We start from the raw sequence: 18683 nt of genomic DNA on the forward strand, positions 1-18683 counted from the left end.
GCGCTGGGCGCTGGGCCTGGCGAACTCGACGGGCTGCACGCCGACCGGCCGGTACTCATCCCGAGATCACCGACCACCACGCAAGTTCAGCCGCCCCGGCCGGACACGAGGACGGCGGGCGTCACGCAATATGCGTCGTGCCGTTACGTTCGCCCGGGCCGAACGGTTGCACAGCGCAGACCGCTGCTCACATTCCCGAGCCGAGCCGGTCGGGGCGAGCCGATCGCAGCGAGCCAGTCCCAGCGAGCCGGTCCCAGCGAGCCAGTCGGGGCGAGCCAGTCGGGGCGAACCGATCTGAGCCAGGGCGTGCGGGTCGAGGCGAGTCCGGGCGTGCGGGCCGAGGCGTGCGGGTCGGGGCCCGCCGGGCCGCCTGTGCACAATGGGTGCGTGGCCGCAGTCGATCTTTCCGCACTGGATCCGGAGCAGGCCGCCGCTGTCCGAGCACCGCGGGGGCCGGTCTGTGTACTCGCGGGCGCCGGGACGGGTAAGACGCGCACCATCATCTATCGCATCGCACACCTCGTGGCAGCCGGGCAGGTCCGCGCCGACCAGGTGCTGGCAGTCACCTTCACCGCGCGCGCCGCGGGCGAACTCCGCGGGCGGTTGCGCGGCCTGGGGCTGGGAGCGGCGGCGAATACCGTCCAGGCTCGGACGTTTCACGCGGCGGCGCTCCGGCAGCTGCGGTACTTCTGGCCGCAGATCGTGGGTGAGGTCCCGTGGCGTCTGCTCGACCGCAAGTTCCCGGTGGTCGCCCAGGCCGCGAACCGGGTGGGAGTCGCATCGGGCACCGACAGCGTGAAGGATCTGCTGAGCGAAATCGAATGGGCGAAATCCGCGCTGGTGGCGCCCGAGGACTACGCGGCCGCGGCCGCCGCCCGGCAGCGCGATATCCCCTTCCCGGCGGCGCGTATCGGCGAGGTCTACGCGGCCTACGAAACGCTGAAGACCACACCGGAAGGCATGCTTCTCGATTTCGACGATCTGCTGCTGCACACTGCCGCCGCGCTCGAGGACTATCCGGCGGTCGCCGACGTGTTCCGGGAACGCTACCGCTGCTTCGTCGTCGACGAATACCAGGACGTCACTCCCCTCCAGCAACGCGTACTGGATGCCTGGCTGGGTGACCGGGACGATCTCACCGTCGTCGGCGACGCCAACCAGACCATCTATTCGTTCACCGGCGCCAGCCCCGCGTATCTCCTGGACTTCTCCCGCCGCTATCCGGACGCGACAGTGGTCCGGCTGGAACGTGACTACCGCTCCACACCCCAGGTGGTCGATCTGGCCAACCGGGTGATCGGGATGGCGAAGGGCCGGATAGCCGGAACCCGGCTGCAGTTGATCGGCCAGCGCGACGACGGACCGGAGCCCGCCTTCGCGGAATACGCCGATCTGCGCGAAGAGGCCGTCGCGGTGGCGCACCGGATCACCGATCTGCTGGCCGCCGGTACCCCGGCCGCGGAGATCGCCGTGCTGTATCGGATCAACGCCCAATCCGAGGCCTACGAACAGGCACTGACCGAACAGGGCATCGCCTACCAGGTTCGCGGCGGCGAGGGATTCTTCCAGCGGCCCGAGGTCCGCCAAGCGGTCGAGGAACTACGCAAAACCGCGGCCCGCGACGATCTGCCCGCCGCATCGCGCACCGGCGAGAAACTGGTCACCCTGGTCCGGGCGACACTGGCCCCGATCGGGCTCACCGCCGCGGCGCCGGCCGGCGCGCAGGCCCGGCAACGCTGGGAATCGCTGGTCGCGCTGGTGCGGCTCACCGAGGAACTCACCGAACAGGAGCCCGAACTGGATCCGGCCGGGCTGCTGCGCGAACTCGCCGCGCGCGCCGAGGCGCGCCACCCACCGACTGTGCAAGGCGTCACCCTGGCCTCCCTGCACGCGGCCAAGGGGCTGGAATGGGATGCGGTATTCCTCGTCGGCCTGACCGACGGCACACTGCCGATCAGTTATGTCCTCAACGGCGACGGTTCGGTCGCCGACCCCGCCGCGCTCGAGGAAGAACGCCGACTGCTCTACGTCGGGGTCACCCGGGCACGGAGCCATCTGCGTTTGTCCTGGGCGTTGTCGCGGGGTGACGGAGATCGCCGCAGCCGTCGGCGCTCCCGGTTCCTCACCGGCCTGATACCCGAGGAATCGCCGGCATCCCGCATCGCCGCACCTGCGCGCCCCGGTGCGGAAGCCGCCCGGCCGGTCTGCCGGGTCTGCGGGCGGGCGCTGCTCGATTCGGAGACCGTGCTGCTGCGCCGCTGCAAAGGCTGCGCGGGCCAACCGGATCTGGAACTGCTGGGGGCACTACAGGATTGGCGCCGCGAGAAGGCGGCGGAACTCGCGATCGACCCGCGCGGGATCCTCGGGGTGAACACGCTCACCGCAATTGCCGAACAGCTCCCCGAGGACGAGGCGGGACTGGCGGCGCTCGGGGTCGGCGCCGCGAAGGTGCGCCGGTACGGCGCCGAGGTCCTTGCGATCATCAGGTCCCGGCGGCGTTCCCTGTCGCAGCCGTAGCGAAGGCGAGCGCAAAACCGCAGGTAGAAAATAGGTTGTCGAGCCCGGCGCGATTGGCTTAAGGTGGGAATCGCGCTCGGGAGGGTACATCCACGCGCATCATTGGAATTTTCGGATCACGAGTACAGGAGGGAGGCAGACAGATGAACGGCGTTACGAATTTCGGATTCGTCACCGTAATCCCGAATACGCGCTTGTCGGCTGCTTCCCGGGGGGTCCTCGCTCTGCAGGGGACCGGCCCGTCCTGCATCGATCGTTTCGGTGCGCAGCCGCGTATGCGCTATTCGCATGAGCCGAACTTCGTCGAACAGCAGGACCAGTCCGTCGCGATCTGGCACCCGGCAGCTGCCTTCGCAGCCGCCGGCTCGCTCGCTATCGATCGTGCCGCAGCACCCGCCGTGGCCGATAAGGGAGCGGAAAGCCTCCGCAAAGGACACCACGCGACCGTGAACAGGCGGCCCCACCGCCGACCAGGTCCGGGGTAACACCCCGAACCTCCTGGCCACGGGTCGCATATGCGAAACCGTGGCCATTTTTATCTGGCCTTCAGCCCACAAGGCAGCGGTTTCGCAGCAGAAACACCGAACCGCTGCACAACAAGCTGAAGGAGAACGACGTGGTCACCACCACCCAGAGTTGGCCGCAGGCCGCTACTGATGTGGCGTGTCGCACCGTGGCAGCCGATCCCGAAACTCAGCCGCTGACCACCCTGCCTTGCCGAGCGGGTGATCCGGATCTGTGGTTCGCCGAGAGCCCGGTCCAGTTGGAGCAGGCCAAGGCGCTGTGCGCGTCCTGCCCGATCCGTAAGGGCTGCCTGAATGCCGCAATGGATCGGCGGGAGCCGTGGGGTGTCTGGGGCGGGGAGATCTTCGATCAGGGGGTCGTCATCGCCCGCAAGCGCCCGCGGGGCCGGCCGCGTAAGGTCGCCGGCTGTGTCTGACCGCGACGGCGGACACCCGCCCGCGGATTCGCGCCGATACCGGAAACGAGCCGCTCATCGCTTCGCCGATGAGCGGCTCGTTCGCGTTCTGGGTGCACTTCCCGGAGGCGGGCACACGTTGGCCTCCAAAGGTTTTCAGGCGCTGTCGCGTTCCTCGCGGAACCCGGGAAGCCAGCGGGAGGCCAGCTGCATGAAGGGCACCTCGGCATCGAGCTGGGCACAGATACCGATCGATCCACCCAGCACCCGGAAGATCATCACGTATTCGGCGGGCAGCACCATGGCCCGCGCGGTTTTCATCTCCGGCGAGGAATAGTCGGTGGCCTTACCCGCCACCCGCTGCATCCAGCGGCGGGTGAAATGGAACGATTCGGAGCGGATCGGATCGGTGAACGGGCGCAGATACTCCTCGATCTCCTGCTCGGTGAGGGTTCTACCGGGCAGCACCCAGCCGTTGGCGTGCAGTAGCTCGGTGAGCCGGCCGTACTCCTCGGCCACCGCCAGCGCGAGTATCCGCCCCAGGAGCTCGGGGAAACCACCCGGCAGCGGGGCGCAGGCGCCGTAGTCGATCACCGCGAGCTTGCCCTCGGGGGTGATCATGAAATTGCCCGGATGCGGGTCCGCGTGCAGCAGCCCGACGATTTCGGGCGAGGAGAAGTGGAATCGGCCCATCAGTCCGGCGACCCGGTTACGCAGGACGCGAGTACCCTCGGGATCGGCTTCGCCCGCGGCGATGATGGCGGAAACCGATGTGCCGTCGAGCCATTCGCTGACGATGACCTTCGGCGCGCTCGCGACCACCTTCGGCACCACGAATTCCGGATGTCCGTCGTAGGCCTTGCTGAAGGCTCGCTGATTCGCGGCCTCGTTGCGGTAGTCCAGCTCTTCCTCGGTACGTTCGTTGATCTCGGCGAGCAGCGGTTTCACATCGGCACCGGGGATGACCTTCGCGAACAGGCCCGTCATCCGGTTCAGCGTCCGCAGATCCGCGCGCAGCGCCTCGTCCGCGCCGGGGTACTGGACCTTCACCGCGACCTGGCGGCCGTCCGACCACACCGCCTTGTGCACCTGGCCGATACTGGCCGAAGCGGCCGGGGTGTCGTCGAACGATTCGAAACGTTTCCGCCAGTCGGTGCCGAGTTGCTGATCGAGGACGCGGTGCACGGTGGCCGCGGGCATCGGCGGGGCCGCGGCCTGCAGTTTGGTGAGGGCCTCGCGATAGTGCTCACCGAACTCCTCGGGAACCGCGGCCTCCATCACACTCAGCGCCTGACCGAATTTCATCGCGCCGCCCTTGAGCTCACCGAGCACGGCGAACAGCTGTTCGGCCGCCTTCTGGTTCATCTCGGTGTTGATCTCCTTGCGATCGCCACCCGCAAGCTTGCGGCCGAAACCGACCGCGGCACGACCCGCCACACCGAGCGGAATCTTGGCTAACTTCGCATTGCGGGACATGGGCCGGCGCACGATCTCAGACACTCCCCCATCATGGCCGACGGACCGGCGGATCTGCCACGGAAAACCGAAGAGAATTACCACAGCGACCACAAGTGTGAGTGTCATCACAGCGCACCGCTGTTTTGCGTTACCAGGCAGCCACATCGTTCGTGCGGTGTCCACGGACGACGGTGCAGCCGGCGGGCGCCGAGATCGAGCTCCAATGTGCGGTTCAGCGTCTCCGGTGGGGAAGCCGGGTCACAAGCGAGAATCGTCTCGAGTTCGCCGAGCGCCAGCGCGGCCACGGCGGCGATTCCGGCGGGACTCGCATGCCCCGTCCGGCCGAGCAACTGAGCGGCCAATCGCGGCCATTCGGCATCGCGATCGACTCGGGCGAGATCAGCGCAGCGCAGGCAGCTGGTGAGCCCGGGCAGAACCAGCGGGCCGACGAGTCCTTTACCGTCGCGCAACCGGACCACCAAATGCGCGATGCGGGCACGGGACAGCTCCCGGACCAGAAACGGATCGGGAATCAGCGCATCGGCCAGTACCACCAGATCCGCCGGCGCGACCGGGCCGGGCAGCCGGCCGCTCCGGTCGCGGGAGCGGGACGGCCGGATACCGAGCGCACACAGGCCGGAACCGATCGCGTCGGCGAGCGGGCCTGTCCCGTGGACACGGATGGTTCGGACACAACCTGCGGGGCAGGAGGGATGGACCACCAGGCCTGCCGCGTCGATCACCTCGAACAACGCTGTCGCGTGCCGAGGCTCGAGACCGAACGAACGCGCTCGCCAGACGATCGCCGGCCGGCTGTTCAGTCCGTCGAGGAGGCGGAGGAATCCCAGAACCTGCTGAGTCTCCAGCCCCGGAGCCTCACACAGTACGGCGGTCTCGGGATCCCAGCCCAGCTGGACCTGGCCGGTCGAGCGCACCAGGATCGGTACCCGGGGATGCAGGAGCGGGCCGCGCGGCCGAAGCGTCGTCATGCCCGAAGTATGCGACGGCCGTTGTGCCGCAACAGGTTCCCGGAAGGGAGTTATCCACAGGCGCACGGCCTGTGGATAACTCCGATTATCGCAGCTGGCGGGCGGTTCGCGGCACTGCGTACGGCCGCGCAGGAAATTCGTGCGAAACCCAGCCCGCCGAGCACGACTCCACAGCGCTTCGTTCGGACTCAGTCCTTGCCGTTACCGGATTCGGGATTCTCCGGACCGGATTCGTCCCCGCCTTCGGCGGGCGGATCCTGCTTCTCGCCTTTTTCGGCCTTACCGGCCTGTTCCCGCTCCGCTGCCTCGGTGGCAGCCAGCTGGGCCATGGGATCGTCGAACGCGCCGGCACCGCCGCCGATCACCGAATCGATGAACCCGGCGGGCGCGTCGAGATCCGCGGCGTCGGGCAGCAGATCCGGGTGCGCCCAGACACCGTCGCGGGCCGCGAGACCGGCATCGTCGGTCAAGCGTTGCCACAGCGTGGCCGCCTCGCGCAGTTTGCGGGGTCGCAGCTCGAGGCCGACCAAGGTGGCGAAGGTTTGTTCGGCCGGACCACCGGTCGCGCGGCGCCGCCGCAGTGTCTCGGCCAGTGCGCCCGCACCGGGCAGCCGCTCGCCGACCGCCGCGCCGACCACGACCTGCACCCAGCCCTCGATCAGCGCGAGCAAGGTCTCCAGCCGGTCCAGGGCCTGCTTCTGCTCGGGCGTCGTCTGCGGTTCGAAACTGCCCTGGGACAGGATCTCCTCGAGTTTGCTCGGATCGGTCAGCGCCGAGGGATCGAGATCGCGGGCCGCCTCCTCGAGTGCGGAGAAATCCATGGTGATCCCGCGCGCGTAGTCCTCGACGGCGCCGAGGAGTTGCTGGCGCAGCCACGGGACATGCACGAACAGGCGCTGATGGGCGACCTCGCGGGCGGCGAGGAACACCATGATCTCGCTCTCCGGCTGCTCGAGGCCCTCGCTGAACTCCGAGATCGCCGTGGGCAGCAGCGCGGCCGTACCGGCCGGCCCCAGCGGCAGACCGATATCGGTTCCGGTCAGTACTTCCTTGGCAAGCTGGCCCAGCGCCTGCCCGAGCTGCGAACCGAAGGCGAGCCCACCCATCTGGCCGAGCATGCCCATCATGGGCCCGGCCATTTCGCGCGCTTCCTCGGGCAGCCCGGCGGTCCACATACCGGAGATCTGCTGCGCCACCGGATCGCAGAGTCGCTGCCAGGTGGGCAGCGTTTTCTCGATCCAGTCGTTGGCGGTCCAGGCCACCGTGGTCGTCGCCCCGGCGGGGAAGGTCGTCGCATCGTCGAGCCACAGCTCGGCAAGGTGGGCGGCATCGGCAACGGCCGCGGCCGTCCCACTCGACACCGGCTCAACGGTCTTACCGAGCTGCTGGCGGGCGAGCTGTTTGGCCACGTCGTAGTTCACCGGGCCGGAGCCAGCACCACCGGCCACGCCCTGTCCCATACCGCTGAGCATCTGCCCGAGCGAGGTGAGCATCTGGCCCAGGGCCGCCGGATCGAAACCGGCCGCGCCACCGCCCAGACCGAACGGGTCGTTACCGCCCCCCGGCTTATCGCCGCGGCGACGGTCGTCGTCGTCACCGCCCTGGGAGAATCCGAATCCGAAATCGCTCATTACGCCTCACCCGCCGGTACGACGTCCGGGTGGTGTCCGGGGAGCGCGCGCGCACCGAGCGAACCGGCCGGCGCTTCGTGAAGCTGCATGTTCTCCATAGTAGGCGTGACGAACCGGCCGGTCCGCCACGGCGGGGCAGCTTCGCGCTCGGTGAACATCCGGCCGATCCGGTGAAGGCCGGGCGCATCGCCCGGCCTTGCCCGGTGACCACTTATTCCGCGGGCGAATCGGCGCCGGTGGCGACCCACGATTCCACGATGGTGCGGGCGATGGAGACCGCACCCGGCAGCAGCAGCTTCGGCGGCGCCTCCGGGCCGGGGTCGATTCCCGCACCCGGCCGGGCCGGCCAGCCGCCGGACGCCAGTGCCGCGCGCACCTCGTCGCGGGTGAACCAGCGGGCCTCGGCGATCTCACCGTCGGTGAACGCCAACGGCTGCTCCGGATCGGCGAGCGCGCAGAAGCCGAGCATCAGCGACCGCGGGAAGGGCCACGGCTGGCTGCCGAGATAGCGGATATCGCCGACCTCGAGCCCGACCTCCTCGAGCATCTCGCGTTCGACGCAGCGTTCGAGCGATTCCCCGGCCTCGACGAACCCGGCCAGCAGGGAGAACATCGTCGCCGGCCAGCTGTGCTGACGAGCCAGCAGGACCCGGTCGCCCCCGTCGTGGATCAGGCAGATCACCGCCGGATCGGTGCGCGGAAAATCCTCGCGACCGTCCTCGGTCACCCGCGACCACCCGGCCTTGGCGGGGATCATCGGACTGCCGTCGGCGCCGTGGAATGCCGCGCCGGCATGCCAGTTGATCAAGGCGAGCGCGGCCGACAGCACCCCGGCGGTGAAATCGTCGACCCGGCTGTCGGCGAGCTGGCGCAGGTCACGTAGTTCGCCGGCGAGGTCGCGATCACGGACAGCCCACAGATGCACACCGTCGCGGACACCGAGAAACACCGCGTCCGGGCTCGGCTCGGCCGATAGTTCGGTAGCGGCTTCCCAGACCAGAGCCCCGGATTCGTAACGCACCGCACCGCGCCGCCCGATCCGCAACAGCCGGGCGGTGGCCCAGCCTTCCTTCAGCACATGCGCGTCGCCGCGCAGATGGTCGGCGCGGTCGAGCGCCGAACGGGACAACAGAGGGATCTGGTTGAGCTCGAATACCGCCACGTCCCGAGGGTATCGCGACGCGAACCGCGGGGTATCCGGGTCAGCGAGCGCGACGGATGTAGAGCAGTTTGTCCCCGGTTTCCAGCGCGTCGACAGACGGTTCGCCCACCCGGACCAGCTCGCCGTCGCGCACCACACCGAGCACGATATCGCTGAGGTGGCGCGGCGATCCCCCGACCTCACCCGGCTCGACCTCGCGTTCGGCGACCGCGAAACCGTGTTCCGGGGTGAGCAGATCCTCCATCATTTCCACGACGCTGGGTGTGGTGGTCGCGATACCGAGCAGCCGGCCGGTGGTCTCCGAGGACACCACCACCGAATCGGCGCCGGACTGGCGCAGCAGATGGGTGTTCTCCGATTCCCGGATCGAGGCGACGATCTTCGCTTTCTTGGTGAGCTCCCGGGCGCTCAGGGTGACCAGCACCGCGGTGTCGTCGCGGTTGGCGGCCACGATGACCGATGCGGCGTTCTGCACGCCCGCCAGCCGCAGGACATCGGATTGCGTGGCCGTCCCGTGCACGGTGACCAGACCCGCGGTGGCGGCGGCTTCGAGGGCCACCGCGTCGGTATCGACCACGACGATTTCGGCGGGCTGCACCCCGTCCCCGATCATGGCGTCGATGGCGGTGCGGCCTTTGGTGCCGTACCCGACGACGACGGTGTGATTACGCACGGTGCGCCTCCAACGCTGGATCTTCAAGGCCTGGCGGGAACGTTCGGTGAGCACCGCCAGGGTGGTGCCGACCAGGACGATGAGGAACAGCACCCGCAGCGGTGTGATGACGAAGATGTTCACCAACCGCGCTGAATCGGTGACCGGTGCGATATCACCGTATCCGGTGGTGGACAGCGATACGGTCGCGTAATAGAACGCGTCGAGCAGGTCCACCGAACCGTCGGAATTGTCGTTGTAGCCGTCGCGGCCGAGGTAGACGACGATCGCGGCGGTGCACAGCAAGCCGATCGCGAACAGTACCCGGCGGGTCAGCGAAATCCACGGACTGCTCTGTGCCTCCGGGATACGCAGCAACCCGACCAGTGCGAAATCCGGGCGCTCACCGCCGAGCCGCCCCCGGCCGCCCAGCTGGGCGAACCGGGCACTGACCGGGGCTACCATCCGCTACCCCGGGAATTCGACACCCTCAGTCCCTCCGACACAGCTCGGGAGCCTACCCGCTCGCAGACCGCCGGGCCCGCTGCGCGCCCGCTGGTCCGCGGGCCACCTTCGCCCGTGTCCCCGGATTACGGTGGAGCCCATGGCAGACGACACATCTCCGGATATCACCCGCACCCCCGCCCTGCACCTGGCCGCGATCCTCCTGGGTGCGGGGGTCATGCATTTCGTGGCTCCAGCACCGTTCGATTCCATCGTCCCGAAACAGTTGCCGGGGAAAGCACGCTCCTACACATATTGGTCCGGTGTGGCCGAAATCGGTGTCGGGACCGCATTGTTGATCCCGCGGACCCGGCGGCTGGGTGGCCGGCTGGCGGCGCTGCTGTTCATCGCGGTGTTCCCCGCCAATATCCAGTTCACGACCGATTCGGTGGGCAACCCGAAGGCACCGTTCGCACTCAAGGCGATCTCGCTGCTCCGGCTGCCCCTACAGGTGCCGTTGATCACCCAGGCCTTGGCGGTGAGCCGCCGGACACCACGTCCCTGAACGGACACGCGCGCGTATGGGGGCGCGTGATCGGACAGGCTTCCGCCACTGGGGCCGGATCGGAGGCAGAGCGTCGCCCACGGCTACGGCCTGCGTCCCGACCTCGACCGGACGCTCGGTCGGCCCGGGGGCTCGAGGCACTCGCCGGGACGCGGACACTGTCCGGCACGGCACCGGCCCGGTCGTTACTGCCGGGATTCCTCGTCCGGGTAACCGGCACGTTCGGCCCCGGGGGTGTTCATGAGTAGCTCGGTCAGTTCCGCAGGTCCGGGCAACCGGTCCGGGGAGACGGTCCGGCCCGTGTGCACATAGTGGAAGGCCGCGCCCACCCGTTTCAGCACCTGCTCTTCGGTTTCCCCGGTTCGTGCCGCCAGCAGGCGCGCCCAGGCCAGGCGGTAGACGGCCAACTGCACGGCGACCGCAGGTTCGTCGGCGGGACCGGGTTCGGCGCCGGTTTTCCAGTCGACGACGGTCCAGCCGTCTCCCGGTTCGGCGAAAACGGCGTCCATCCGGCCGCGGATCACGATCCCGGCGAGGGTGGTTTCGAACGGCACCTCGACTTCCACCGGACGGCGTGCCGACCAGCGCGAGGACAGGAACGCTTCCTGCATCCGGGCCAGTTCCACATCGGCCGCGGCGCCGGCGTCCGCGGAGCCGGGCAGATCGTCGAGGCCGGGTAGCTGGTCGGTGGCGAACCAGCGCTGCACCCAGGCGTGGAAGGCAGTACCGCGGCGAGCCAGCGGATTCGGCGGGTACGGCAGCGGGCGGCGCAGCCGGGCGGCGAGTCTGCCCGGGTCGGCGCGCATTTCGACCAGCGCGGTGGCGGGAAGCTGGCTGGGCAGTTCCACATCGGTGACCGTGGCCGCCGTCGACCGGAATTCGGCGAGCAGCGCATCGACATCGGCGGCCCAGCCGTCCGGATCGTCGCCCGGTTCCGGTTCGGCTGCGCCGGCGGCGAGGTCGGCCAGCGCGGCGTTCACGAGGGCGGCGCCCTCCTCGATATCGGTGCGGCGGGCGCCCAGCGGGTCGCCGGGCCAGGGCGCGGTGTCGGGGGTCGCGGCCAGCGGGTTCGTTTCGCCCTCTTCGGGTTCCGGCGCCCAATACGCGATCTCCATACCGCTGTCCGGTAACTCGGCGGCTGCCTTCACCTCGAGCAGGAAGTCCGAGGGACCCTTCGGTTTGTCACCGGATTCGGGCCAGTGATGGGCCGAGACCAGCAGTACACGTTCGGTTCTGGTCAGCGCGACATAGAAGAGCCGACGGTCCTCGTCCAACCGGCGGCGCTGGAGCGACTTCTTGTGCGCGGTCAGGCAATGCTGCAGATCGGCACGGTCGGCGCAGTCGGCGAGATCCAGTACCGGCACCCCGTCCGGCGAATCCGCGGTGGCACGGTCACCACGCAGCGAGGTGGGCAGCTCGGCCAGCGCGCCCAGCCAGGTGTTCACCCCGCGGGTGGACGGGAACACCTCCTTGCACACATGGGGTACCGCGACCACCTCCCATTCCAGGCCCTTGGCCGCGTGCACGGTGAGCACCTGGACGCGGTCCGGGGCGACCTCCACCTCCCCGGGTTCCAGGCCGTTCTCCACCGATTCCGCGGCCGCGAGGAACGCCAGCAACCCGCCGAGACTCGCCCCGGTATCGGCCGCGTAACCGGCGACGACCTCGGCGAAGGCATCCAGATGTTCACGTCCCGCACCGGAACCGGTCAGGGCACGACGCGCCTGCGCCTCCACACCGACCCCGATGGTGCGCTCCACATCGGCGACCAGTTCGGTCAGCGGCTGCCCGGCCCGTTCCCGCAGCGTCGAAAGTTCCGCACCCAGTGTGGTGATCCGCCGATATCCGGCGGCCGAATAGCGTTGCGGCGGACCCGGGTCGGCGATCGCATCCGCCAGGCCGGCACGTTCGGCAGGTTCCGGCGCCACCTCGCGTAGCGCCGCGGCCAGCGTGGTCGCATCGGTGATTTCGCCGCCGGGGTCGTGCCCGATCGACAGTTCCCGGGCCCGCCGTGCCAGCGCAGCCAGATCGGCCACGCCCAGCCGCCAGCGGGCGCCGGTGAGGATTCGTACCGCCGCGCTGCCGGCCGCCGGATCGGCGACGAGTCGCAGGGTCGCGACGATATCGGCGACCTCCGGTGTCGCCAGCAGCCCGCCGAGACCGACGATCTCCACCGGCAACCCCTGCGCACGTAGCTGTTCGGCGAGTTCGGCGGCATCGGCGTTACGGCGAATCAGCACCGCCGAGGTGGGCGGTGGGCGCTGCGCTTCGCGGGCGCGCGACCATTCGGCGGCGATCCGCTCGGCGATCCAGCGGCGTTCATCGGTCACAGTGGCGCACAGCGCGACAGCGAGATCACCTGGAGTCGCCTCCGGTTTGGCCCGCAGGGGATCCACCGTGACCCCACCGCTCGCACGGGCCGCGGCACGCAACGGCTCGACGACCGTATTCGCCAGGTTCAGCGCCTCCGGCGGGTTGCGCCAGCTGGTGAGCAGCGGCAGGACCGGCGCCGGATCACCTGGGCCGCGCGGGAAATCGGTGGTGAACCTGGGCAGGTTGGCCGCCGACGCACCACGCCACCCGTAGATCGACTGCATGGGATCGCCGACGGCGGTCACCGCCGGCGCCCGCGGTTCACTGCGCCGGGGGCCGCTGCGTTCGGCCGCGTACCCGGCGCCGAACAGGGACGAGAGCAGGATGCGCTGCGCGTGCCCGGTGTCCTGGTATTCGTCGAGCAGAACCAGCCGGAACCGCGCCCGCTCGGCATCGGCGACCTCGCGATGTTCGGCCGCGAGCCGCGCCGCCAGCGACATCTGGGCGCCGAAGTCGAGTGCGCCGCGCTGATGGAGGGTTTCGCGGAGTTGCCGGACCAGCGGCAGCAGCGCGACCCGTTCCCGCTGCGCCCGCAGAATCGACAGCAGCTCCTTGTTCGGCCCGCCCCGCTGGCGCGGGCCGGGCGGCAGGGTATGGACCAGTTTCTCCAGCTCGGTATGCGCTTCGGACAGCTGTTCGGGTTCCACGAGATGTTCGGCGAGCTGACCGGACAACGCGAGAACTGCCTCGGTGACGGTCAGCGGTGCGCGATCGGTCTCCAGATCGCCGTCCCAGCCGCGCACCACCTGATGCGCGACCTGCCACAGCTGGGTTTCGGTGAGCAGCGCCGCCGACGGTTCCACCGGCAGCAGCAACCCGTGTTCGCGCAGCAACCGGCCGGCGTAGGAGTGATAGGTGCTGATCTCCGGTTCCGCGGCGGTCAGGGTGGTACGCAGCTCGCCGGTGGGATCCAGGTCGCGGAGCAGACGGGATCCGGCCAGCCGGGCCAGCCGGGTCCGGATCCGGGCGGTGAGCTGCTGGGCGGCCTTCCGGGTGAAGGTCAGGCCCAGCACTTCCTCCGGGGTGACGAGGCGGTTGGCCACCATCCATACGACCCGCGCCGCCATGGTCTCCGTTTTACCCGCGCCCGCACCCGCCACCACCAGCGCCGGGCCCGGTGGCGCGGCGATCACCGCGGCCTGTTCCGCGGTCGGCGGAGGTAGGCCGAGCGCGTCGGCCAGCTGCCCCGGTGTGACCCGGGCGCTCACTCGTCGGTCACCTGACGTCCGGCATCCTGAACCGGGCAGCTGTTCTTCACGGCGCAGTGGCGGCACCCGTCGTTACGGATCGCCAGGAAGCCGGGGCCCTCGGTGGTGGCGGCGGCCGTGTGGATCGTCTCCCGCCAGGCGTCGAGGGCTTCGGCGTCGAATGCCGGTTGGACACGTTCCTTCGCGACCCCGCTGGAAGCCGGCAGTCCGACATATACCAGCCGCGCGCCGCCGGGTTCGGGGTCTTCCGTGGTTTCGTCGAGCGCGCCCGCAGCCGCCGCGACCTGGTAGGTCGCCAACTGGGTGTGCTGGGCGGCATCGGCCTCGCTGACCGGGTTCTTGCCCGTTTTCACGTCCACGATCACGAACCGGCCCCGGTCGTCGCGTTCCAGACGGTCGATCCGGCCGCGGATCCGGACCGCGGGCGCCTCCGCGCCGCGACCGGGCAGTTCACAGTCGACGGGTACTTCGACACCGGCCTGTGTCAGTTCGTCCCGGGTACTGCGCACCCAGGCCACGAATGCGTCCAGCATGGCCTCGGTACGGCGCAGTTCCTGCCGGGAGTGCCAGCTGTTTTCGGGATCGATACTCGTCCAGCTGCGGGCGAGTTCGGCACGCACCCGGTCGAGCGGGACCCGGCCCGCCAGCGCCTGCACCAGGGTGTGCACCAGGGTCCCCTTCACGGCGTGCGGGTTCTCACCGTCCGACCCGCCGTGCCGTTCCAGCGCCCAGCGCAGCGGGCAGGTGCGCAGCAGCTCGACCGTCGACGGGGACAGCGCGATCGGCCCGTCGTCGTCCCACAGCGTCTCGGTGGAACTGAGACCGGGGACGCCGTACCAGTCGCCGGGCGCCGTACCGGGTATCCCGGCCAGCGCCAGCCGGGCAAGCTGCGATGCGGCGCGGCGACGCCGCTCGGCACCGGCATCCGGATCACAGACGACCGCGCGCAGTTCGGCCACCAAGGCATGCAGCGCCAGCACCCGGCCCGGCTCCGCGATCGGCAGTGCGCCCGGCTCACCGTCGGATTCGCCGCCGATCAGTTCGGCCAGGAATCGCGAAGGCACCAGATCGCGTTCACCGGTCACCGATTCCACCGCCGTCACCAGCAGTGAACGCCGGGCCCGGCTACAGGCGAGGAACAGCAGCCGGCGTTCCTCCGCCAGAATCGGCGCGGACCGGCTCACCCGCTCGGTGATACCGGCAACCTGATCCACCAAGTCCTCGGTATGCAACAAGGTGCCACGGGGGCGTGGATCCGGCCAGATCCCCTCCTGGACCCCGGCGACCGCGACAACCTCCCATTCCCGCCCGGCCGCGGCATGCGCACTCAGCAGATCGACGGCCTCGTCCTGCCGCGACCGCGCCGCCCGGTCCTGCGCGATCTGCTGCTGGGACAGGTATTCCACGAACCCTTCGATGGTCGCGCCCGGTAAGCGGTCGGTGTAGGTGGCCGCCGCATCGAACAGCGCCACCGCCGCGTCGAGGTCGCGATCGGCCTGCATTCCCGCCGCCCCGCCGCGCTCCGACTGCGCCTGCCAGCGCTTCTCCAGCCGCGACCCGGTCCACAGCGCCCACAGCACATCCTCGAGGCTGCCCCCGTCGCGCCGGACCCGGCGTGCCCGGTCCAGCGCGCGCAACGCTCGGTTCAGCGGTGCGAGCTCGACCTCGGTGAGACCCGCGAGGATCCGCTCGTCCCCTGAACCCAGGAGTATGTCGCGCAGGGTATCCACCGAAGGGCGATCGGCAACGAGCCCCGGGCCGTTGACGGTACGGGCATCGCCGACGGCCATTCGGCCGGAACCCGAAGGCGAACCCGTGGAGGCATTGCTGTCTCGGGCGTCGCCACCGGCCGCCGGACGAGCGCCCCGAGGCGAACCGGTGGTACTGCCACCGGCACGGCTTCCTGGTGCGGCGCGACGACCCGCCGGCCCGGCGCTGTCCGCGGCCGGGTACCCGGCCGACACACGTTCGGCGTCCTGGAGACCGATCTCGCTGCCGGCTCCCTCCGCCGGCCGGATTTCCCGCCCAGGCGGTGCGCCGGTTTCCTCGTTCACCAACTGCCCCGTCGGATCCGGAGCTGCGCCGGGCGACCGGTGCGCTTGTACGGTCTCGGTCCGACCGGCAACCGCGCCGTCGCCACGTGTGGAGTCTCGAAGGCCCACAGCACGCTGCGCAGCCGGATGAGAGCCGGTCGGCCACCGACGATCCGGACCGGGGTGACCGGCGCGGTCGTCCCCGGGCGCGCCGACATGGTGCGGTCCGTGCCCTCCGGACCGGGCCGGGACCTCGGTCTTGTCCACCGGAGTCCGCTGCATGTCGTGGGCAATCGACAGGGAGCCCGAGAGGTTGTCGTTGTCCGGGCCCTCCGACGGCGATCCGAATCCATCGCCGCCGCCCGAGTGCTCCTGTGGTGACCCGAACCCGTCGTCTGTATCGGCGGAAACCGGCTGCGCCCCGAACTCGTCGCGCTCCCGGCCCGCCGCCACCAGGTGGCTCACCGCCGTGGGTGCCGTATCTTCGTCGGGAAAATCCGGTGGGGGATCGAATTCGTCGTCTTCGTCCGGGCGCTCCGGTGGTAGCCCGTCCCACGGGTCGTCGTAGCGGTGGTCCCCGTCGAGGCCGAACCAGTCCGCGTCGTCGGCATAGCGGACCGTGTCGTCGGCCAGACGGTCCGCGTCACGGAAGAATTCCTGGCGCGGGAAGTCGTCGGGGCGTTGCGCCTGTGGTGATTCCGGGTCGGGGATCGGCGGCTCGTACTCCGGTTCGGTTGGCGCGTATTCGGGGTCGGATAGCGCGTATCCGGGTTCGGACAGACCGGCTCCAGGTTCGGGCAGCGAATCCCCGGGCTCGGGCAGTTCGACCGCAACATCTCCGGGCTCGCGCGGATCGCCCGCAGCATCTCCGACTGCCGGCGTCGATCGGGCGAGTTCGAGGGTGGTGCGCCGGATTCCGCGGCGCAGACGGCGCAGGGCGATCTGGTCGGCGCCGCCGAGCGGGCCGCCCAGCAGGTCGAGGGCATTGTCCGGGGCGAACAGCGAATCCGTGGATCCCGTACCCCGGCGGGCGGCTTCCCCGGCGAGCACGGCGCGCAGCGAAAGCAACATCCAGGCGGCCCCGCGGCGGCGGGCCAGCGGCGTATCGATCGCCGGCTGCCGGACCGGGACCCCGGCGGCCAGCAACGCCCGGCGCAACGGCGGTAGCAGCAGCGGGACCGATCGCACGATCACCGCCATCTGCGACCACGGGACCCCGTCGGTGAGATGGGCGCGGCGCAACTGGTCCGCGATGAGCGAGGCCTCCTTGGCCGGGCTGCCGAGCACCCGGACCCGGACCTGCGCGGCGGGCGCGGTTTCCCCCGCTTCCGGTTCGCCGCGTTCCGCGGGACCCAGGTCGGCAAAGGTGGTGCGATGTGCGGCGCTGCCCGGCAGGCGGGAGGCGATACGCGCGGTCGCGGTGTGGATGGCCGGGCCCGAACGGTGGTTGGTGTGCAGAACGATCCGTCGCGACGCCGGAACTTCGAGGTCGGTCAGGGATCGGGCATCGGCGCCGCGGAAGGTGTAGACGGCCTGGTCCGGGTCGCCGGCGATCACCGTGGTTCCGGCGCCTTCGGCGAGGATCCGCACCAGCAGCGCGGCCTGTGGGTCCAGGTGCTGCGCGTCGTCGACCAGCAGGCAGCGCAACCGGGCGCGTTCGGCGGCGAGCAGATCGGCGTCACCGGCCAGCGCATCGAGCGCGGCGCCCACCAACTCCGCCGCGTTCAAGGCCGGCGCCGACGCCTCCGGCGCCGCCACCCCGACCGACCAGCGCAACAGCATCGCCTGTTCGTAGCGCAGCGCGAACCGGCCCGCCGCCACCCAATCCGGCCGGTCCTGCCGCCGGCCCAGCTCCATCAGATCCTCCGGGCCGAGCCCGCGTTCGGTGGCGCGCAGCATGAGGTCGCGGAGTTCGTCGGCGAAACCGTCCAGGCTCAGGGCTGGCTGCAGTCGCCGCGGCCACAGGTCGCGGGCACCGGCGGCGATATCGGTGAGGTCGCCGCGCAGCATTTCACGCAGGACGGCGTCCTGTTCGGCGCCGGTGAGCAGCCGCGGCGGCGGGTTCCCGTGCCGGGCGGCCTGGCGGCGCAGAATCCCGAAAGCATAGGAGTGGATCGTGCGGGCCAGCGGTTCACGGGTTGCTCCGGAGATCGGCAGTCCGGAAGCGGTACCCGGGAGGGATAGGGAGGGGTCGCTCGCCTTGCCGGCCAGGTGATCAGCCTCGGCAGCGGACGCGCCGGTAGCGAGCGGGTGATCGGTTCCGGCGAAGGTGGGCGAACGACCGACCCCCGCGGGGGTGGACGGGCTACCGGGCCCGGCGACGGTGGCCGAATCGCCGGCCGCCGTCGTGGTGGGTGTCTGATCGGTCCCGGCCGCAGTCGGCGAGCCGACGCCCGGGAAAAGCCCGTCGTCGGGTGCCGGGTCGGCGAGCGGGAACAGCGCGAGGTCGGCGACGCCGTATCCGTCCGGACCGTTGTCGAACACGGGCGCGCAGGTATCCCAGTGCGCCAACCGCTCCGTGAGAGCATCCCGGGCAGCGGCCGCGGCCTGTTTCGAGTGGGTGAGCAGCAGCACCGATTCCGGATCGGCACCGCCGGCGATCCGGGCAGCCGCCACATCGACCAGCAGCGCCGATTTCCCTGTCCCGGGCCCGCCCAGCACACGCCACAACCGCCCGGAAGCGGATTGCGCAGGAGTTGCCGGGGTAGGGGCGAAGAGCGCGCGAATCCCGG

Annotated in this window: 10 protein-coding genes; 3 read left to right on the forward strand and 7 right to left on the reverse strand. The window is 70.1% G+C overall.

The window, feature by feature from the left end:
• Positions 1–387 precede the first annotated feature (387 nt).
• Positions 388–2517 (forward strand): ATP-dependent DNA helicase UvrD2, encoded by a 2130-nt coding sequence (locus tag ACFWPH_RS07765; RefSeq protein ID WP_378748804.1) that lies wholly within the window; start codon positions 388–390, stop codon positions 2515–2517.
• A 658-nt stretch (positions 2518–3175) separates the two neighbouring features.
• Positions 3176–3457, forward strand: coding sequence for a WhiB family transcriptional regulator (locus ACFWPH_RS07770; protein ID WP_378749427.1), 282 nt, complete (start codon positions 3176–3178; stop codon positions 3455–3457).
• Positions 3458–3592: 135 nt separating this feature from the next.
• Here ACFWPH_RS07770 and ACFWPH_RS07775 read toward each other — a convergent pair whose 3' ends face one another.
• The 5 genes from ACFWPH_RS07775 to ACFWPH_RS07795 form a co-directional block, all read right to left on the reverse strand.
• Positions 3593–4912: an ABC1 kinase family protein gene (locus ACFWPH_RS07775; RefSeq protein WP_378749429.1), complete on the reverse strand. Its 1320-nt coding sequence runs from the start codon at positions 4910–4912 to the stop codon at positions 3593–3595.
• A 107-nt stretch (positions 4913–5019) separates the two neighbouring features.
• Positions 5020–5883, reverse strand: a complete 864-nt coding sequence (locus ACFWPH_RS07780; RefSeq protein ID WP_378748805.1) for a hypothetical protein — start codon at positions 5881–5883, stop codon at positions 5020–5022.
• Positions 5884–6071: 188 nt separating this feature from the next.
• Positions 6072–7514 carry a zinc-dependent metalloprotease gene (locus ACFWPH_RS07785; protein ID WP_378748806.1) on the reverse strand — a complete coding sequence of 481 codons (1443 nt, stop codon included), beginning with the start codon at positions 7512–7514 and terminating at the stop codon, positions 6072–6074.
• A gap of 211 nt (positions 7515–7725) precedes the next feature.
• Positions 7726–8676, reverse strand: a complete 951-nt coding sequence (nudC, locus tag ACFWPH_RS07790; RefSeq protein WP_378748807.1) for an NAD(+) diphosphatase — start codon at positions 8674–8676, stop codon at positions 7726–7728.
• Between the two features lie 40 nt (positions 8677–8716).
• Positions 8717–9793, reverse strand: coding sequence for a potassium channel family protein (locus tag ACFWPH_RS07795; protein WP_378748808.1), 1077 nt, complete (start codon positions 9791–9793; stop codon positions 8717–8719).
• Between the two features lie 139 nt (positions 9794–9932).
• Here ACFWPH_RS07795 and ACFWPH_RS07800 point away from each other — a divergent pair, with 139 nt between their 5' ends.
• Positions 9933–10337 (forward strand): hypothetical protein, encoded by a 405-nt coding sequence (locus ACFWPH_RS07800; RefSeq protein ID WP_378748809.1) that lies wholly within the window; start codon positions 9933–9935, stop codon positions 10335–10337.
• Between the two features lie 185 nt (positions 10338–10522).
• Here ACFWPH_RS07800 and ACFWPH_RS07805 read toward each other — a convergent pair whose 3' ends face one another.
• The gene (locus tag ACFWPH_RS07805) at positions 10523–13918 is read right to left on the reverse strand and encodes a UvrD-helicase domain-containing protein (protein WP_378748810.1); all 3396 of its coding nucleotides are present in this window, start codon (positions 13916–13918) and stop codon (positions 10523–10525) included.
• Positions 13915–18612 carry a PD-(D/E)XK nuclease family protein gene (locus ACFWPH_RS07810; RefSeq protein ID WP_378748811.1) on the reverse strand — a complete coding sequence of 1566 codons (4698 nt, stop codon included), beginning with the start codon at positions 18610–18612 and terminating at the stop codon, positions 13915–13917. Before ACFWPH_RS07810 ends, ACFWPH_RS07805 begins: the two co-directional genes overlap by 4 nt.
• Positions 18613–18683: the final 71 nt, after the last annotated feature.

The organism is Nocardia sp. NPDC058499, from assembly GCF_042719915.1.
Taxonomy (GTDB): Bacteria; Actinomycetota; Actinomycetes; order Mycobacteriales; family Mycobacteriaceae; genus Nocardia.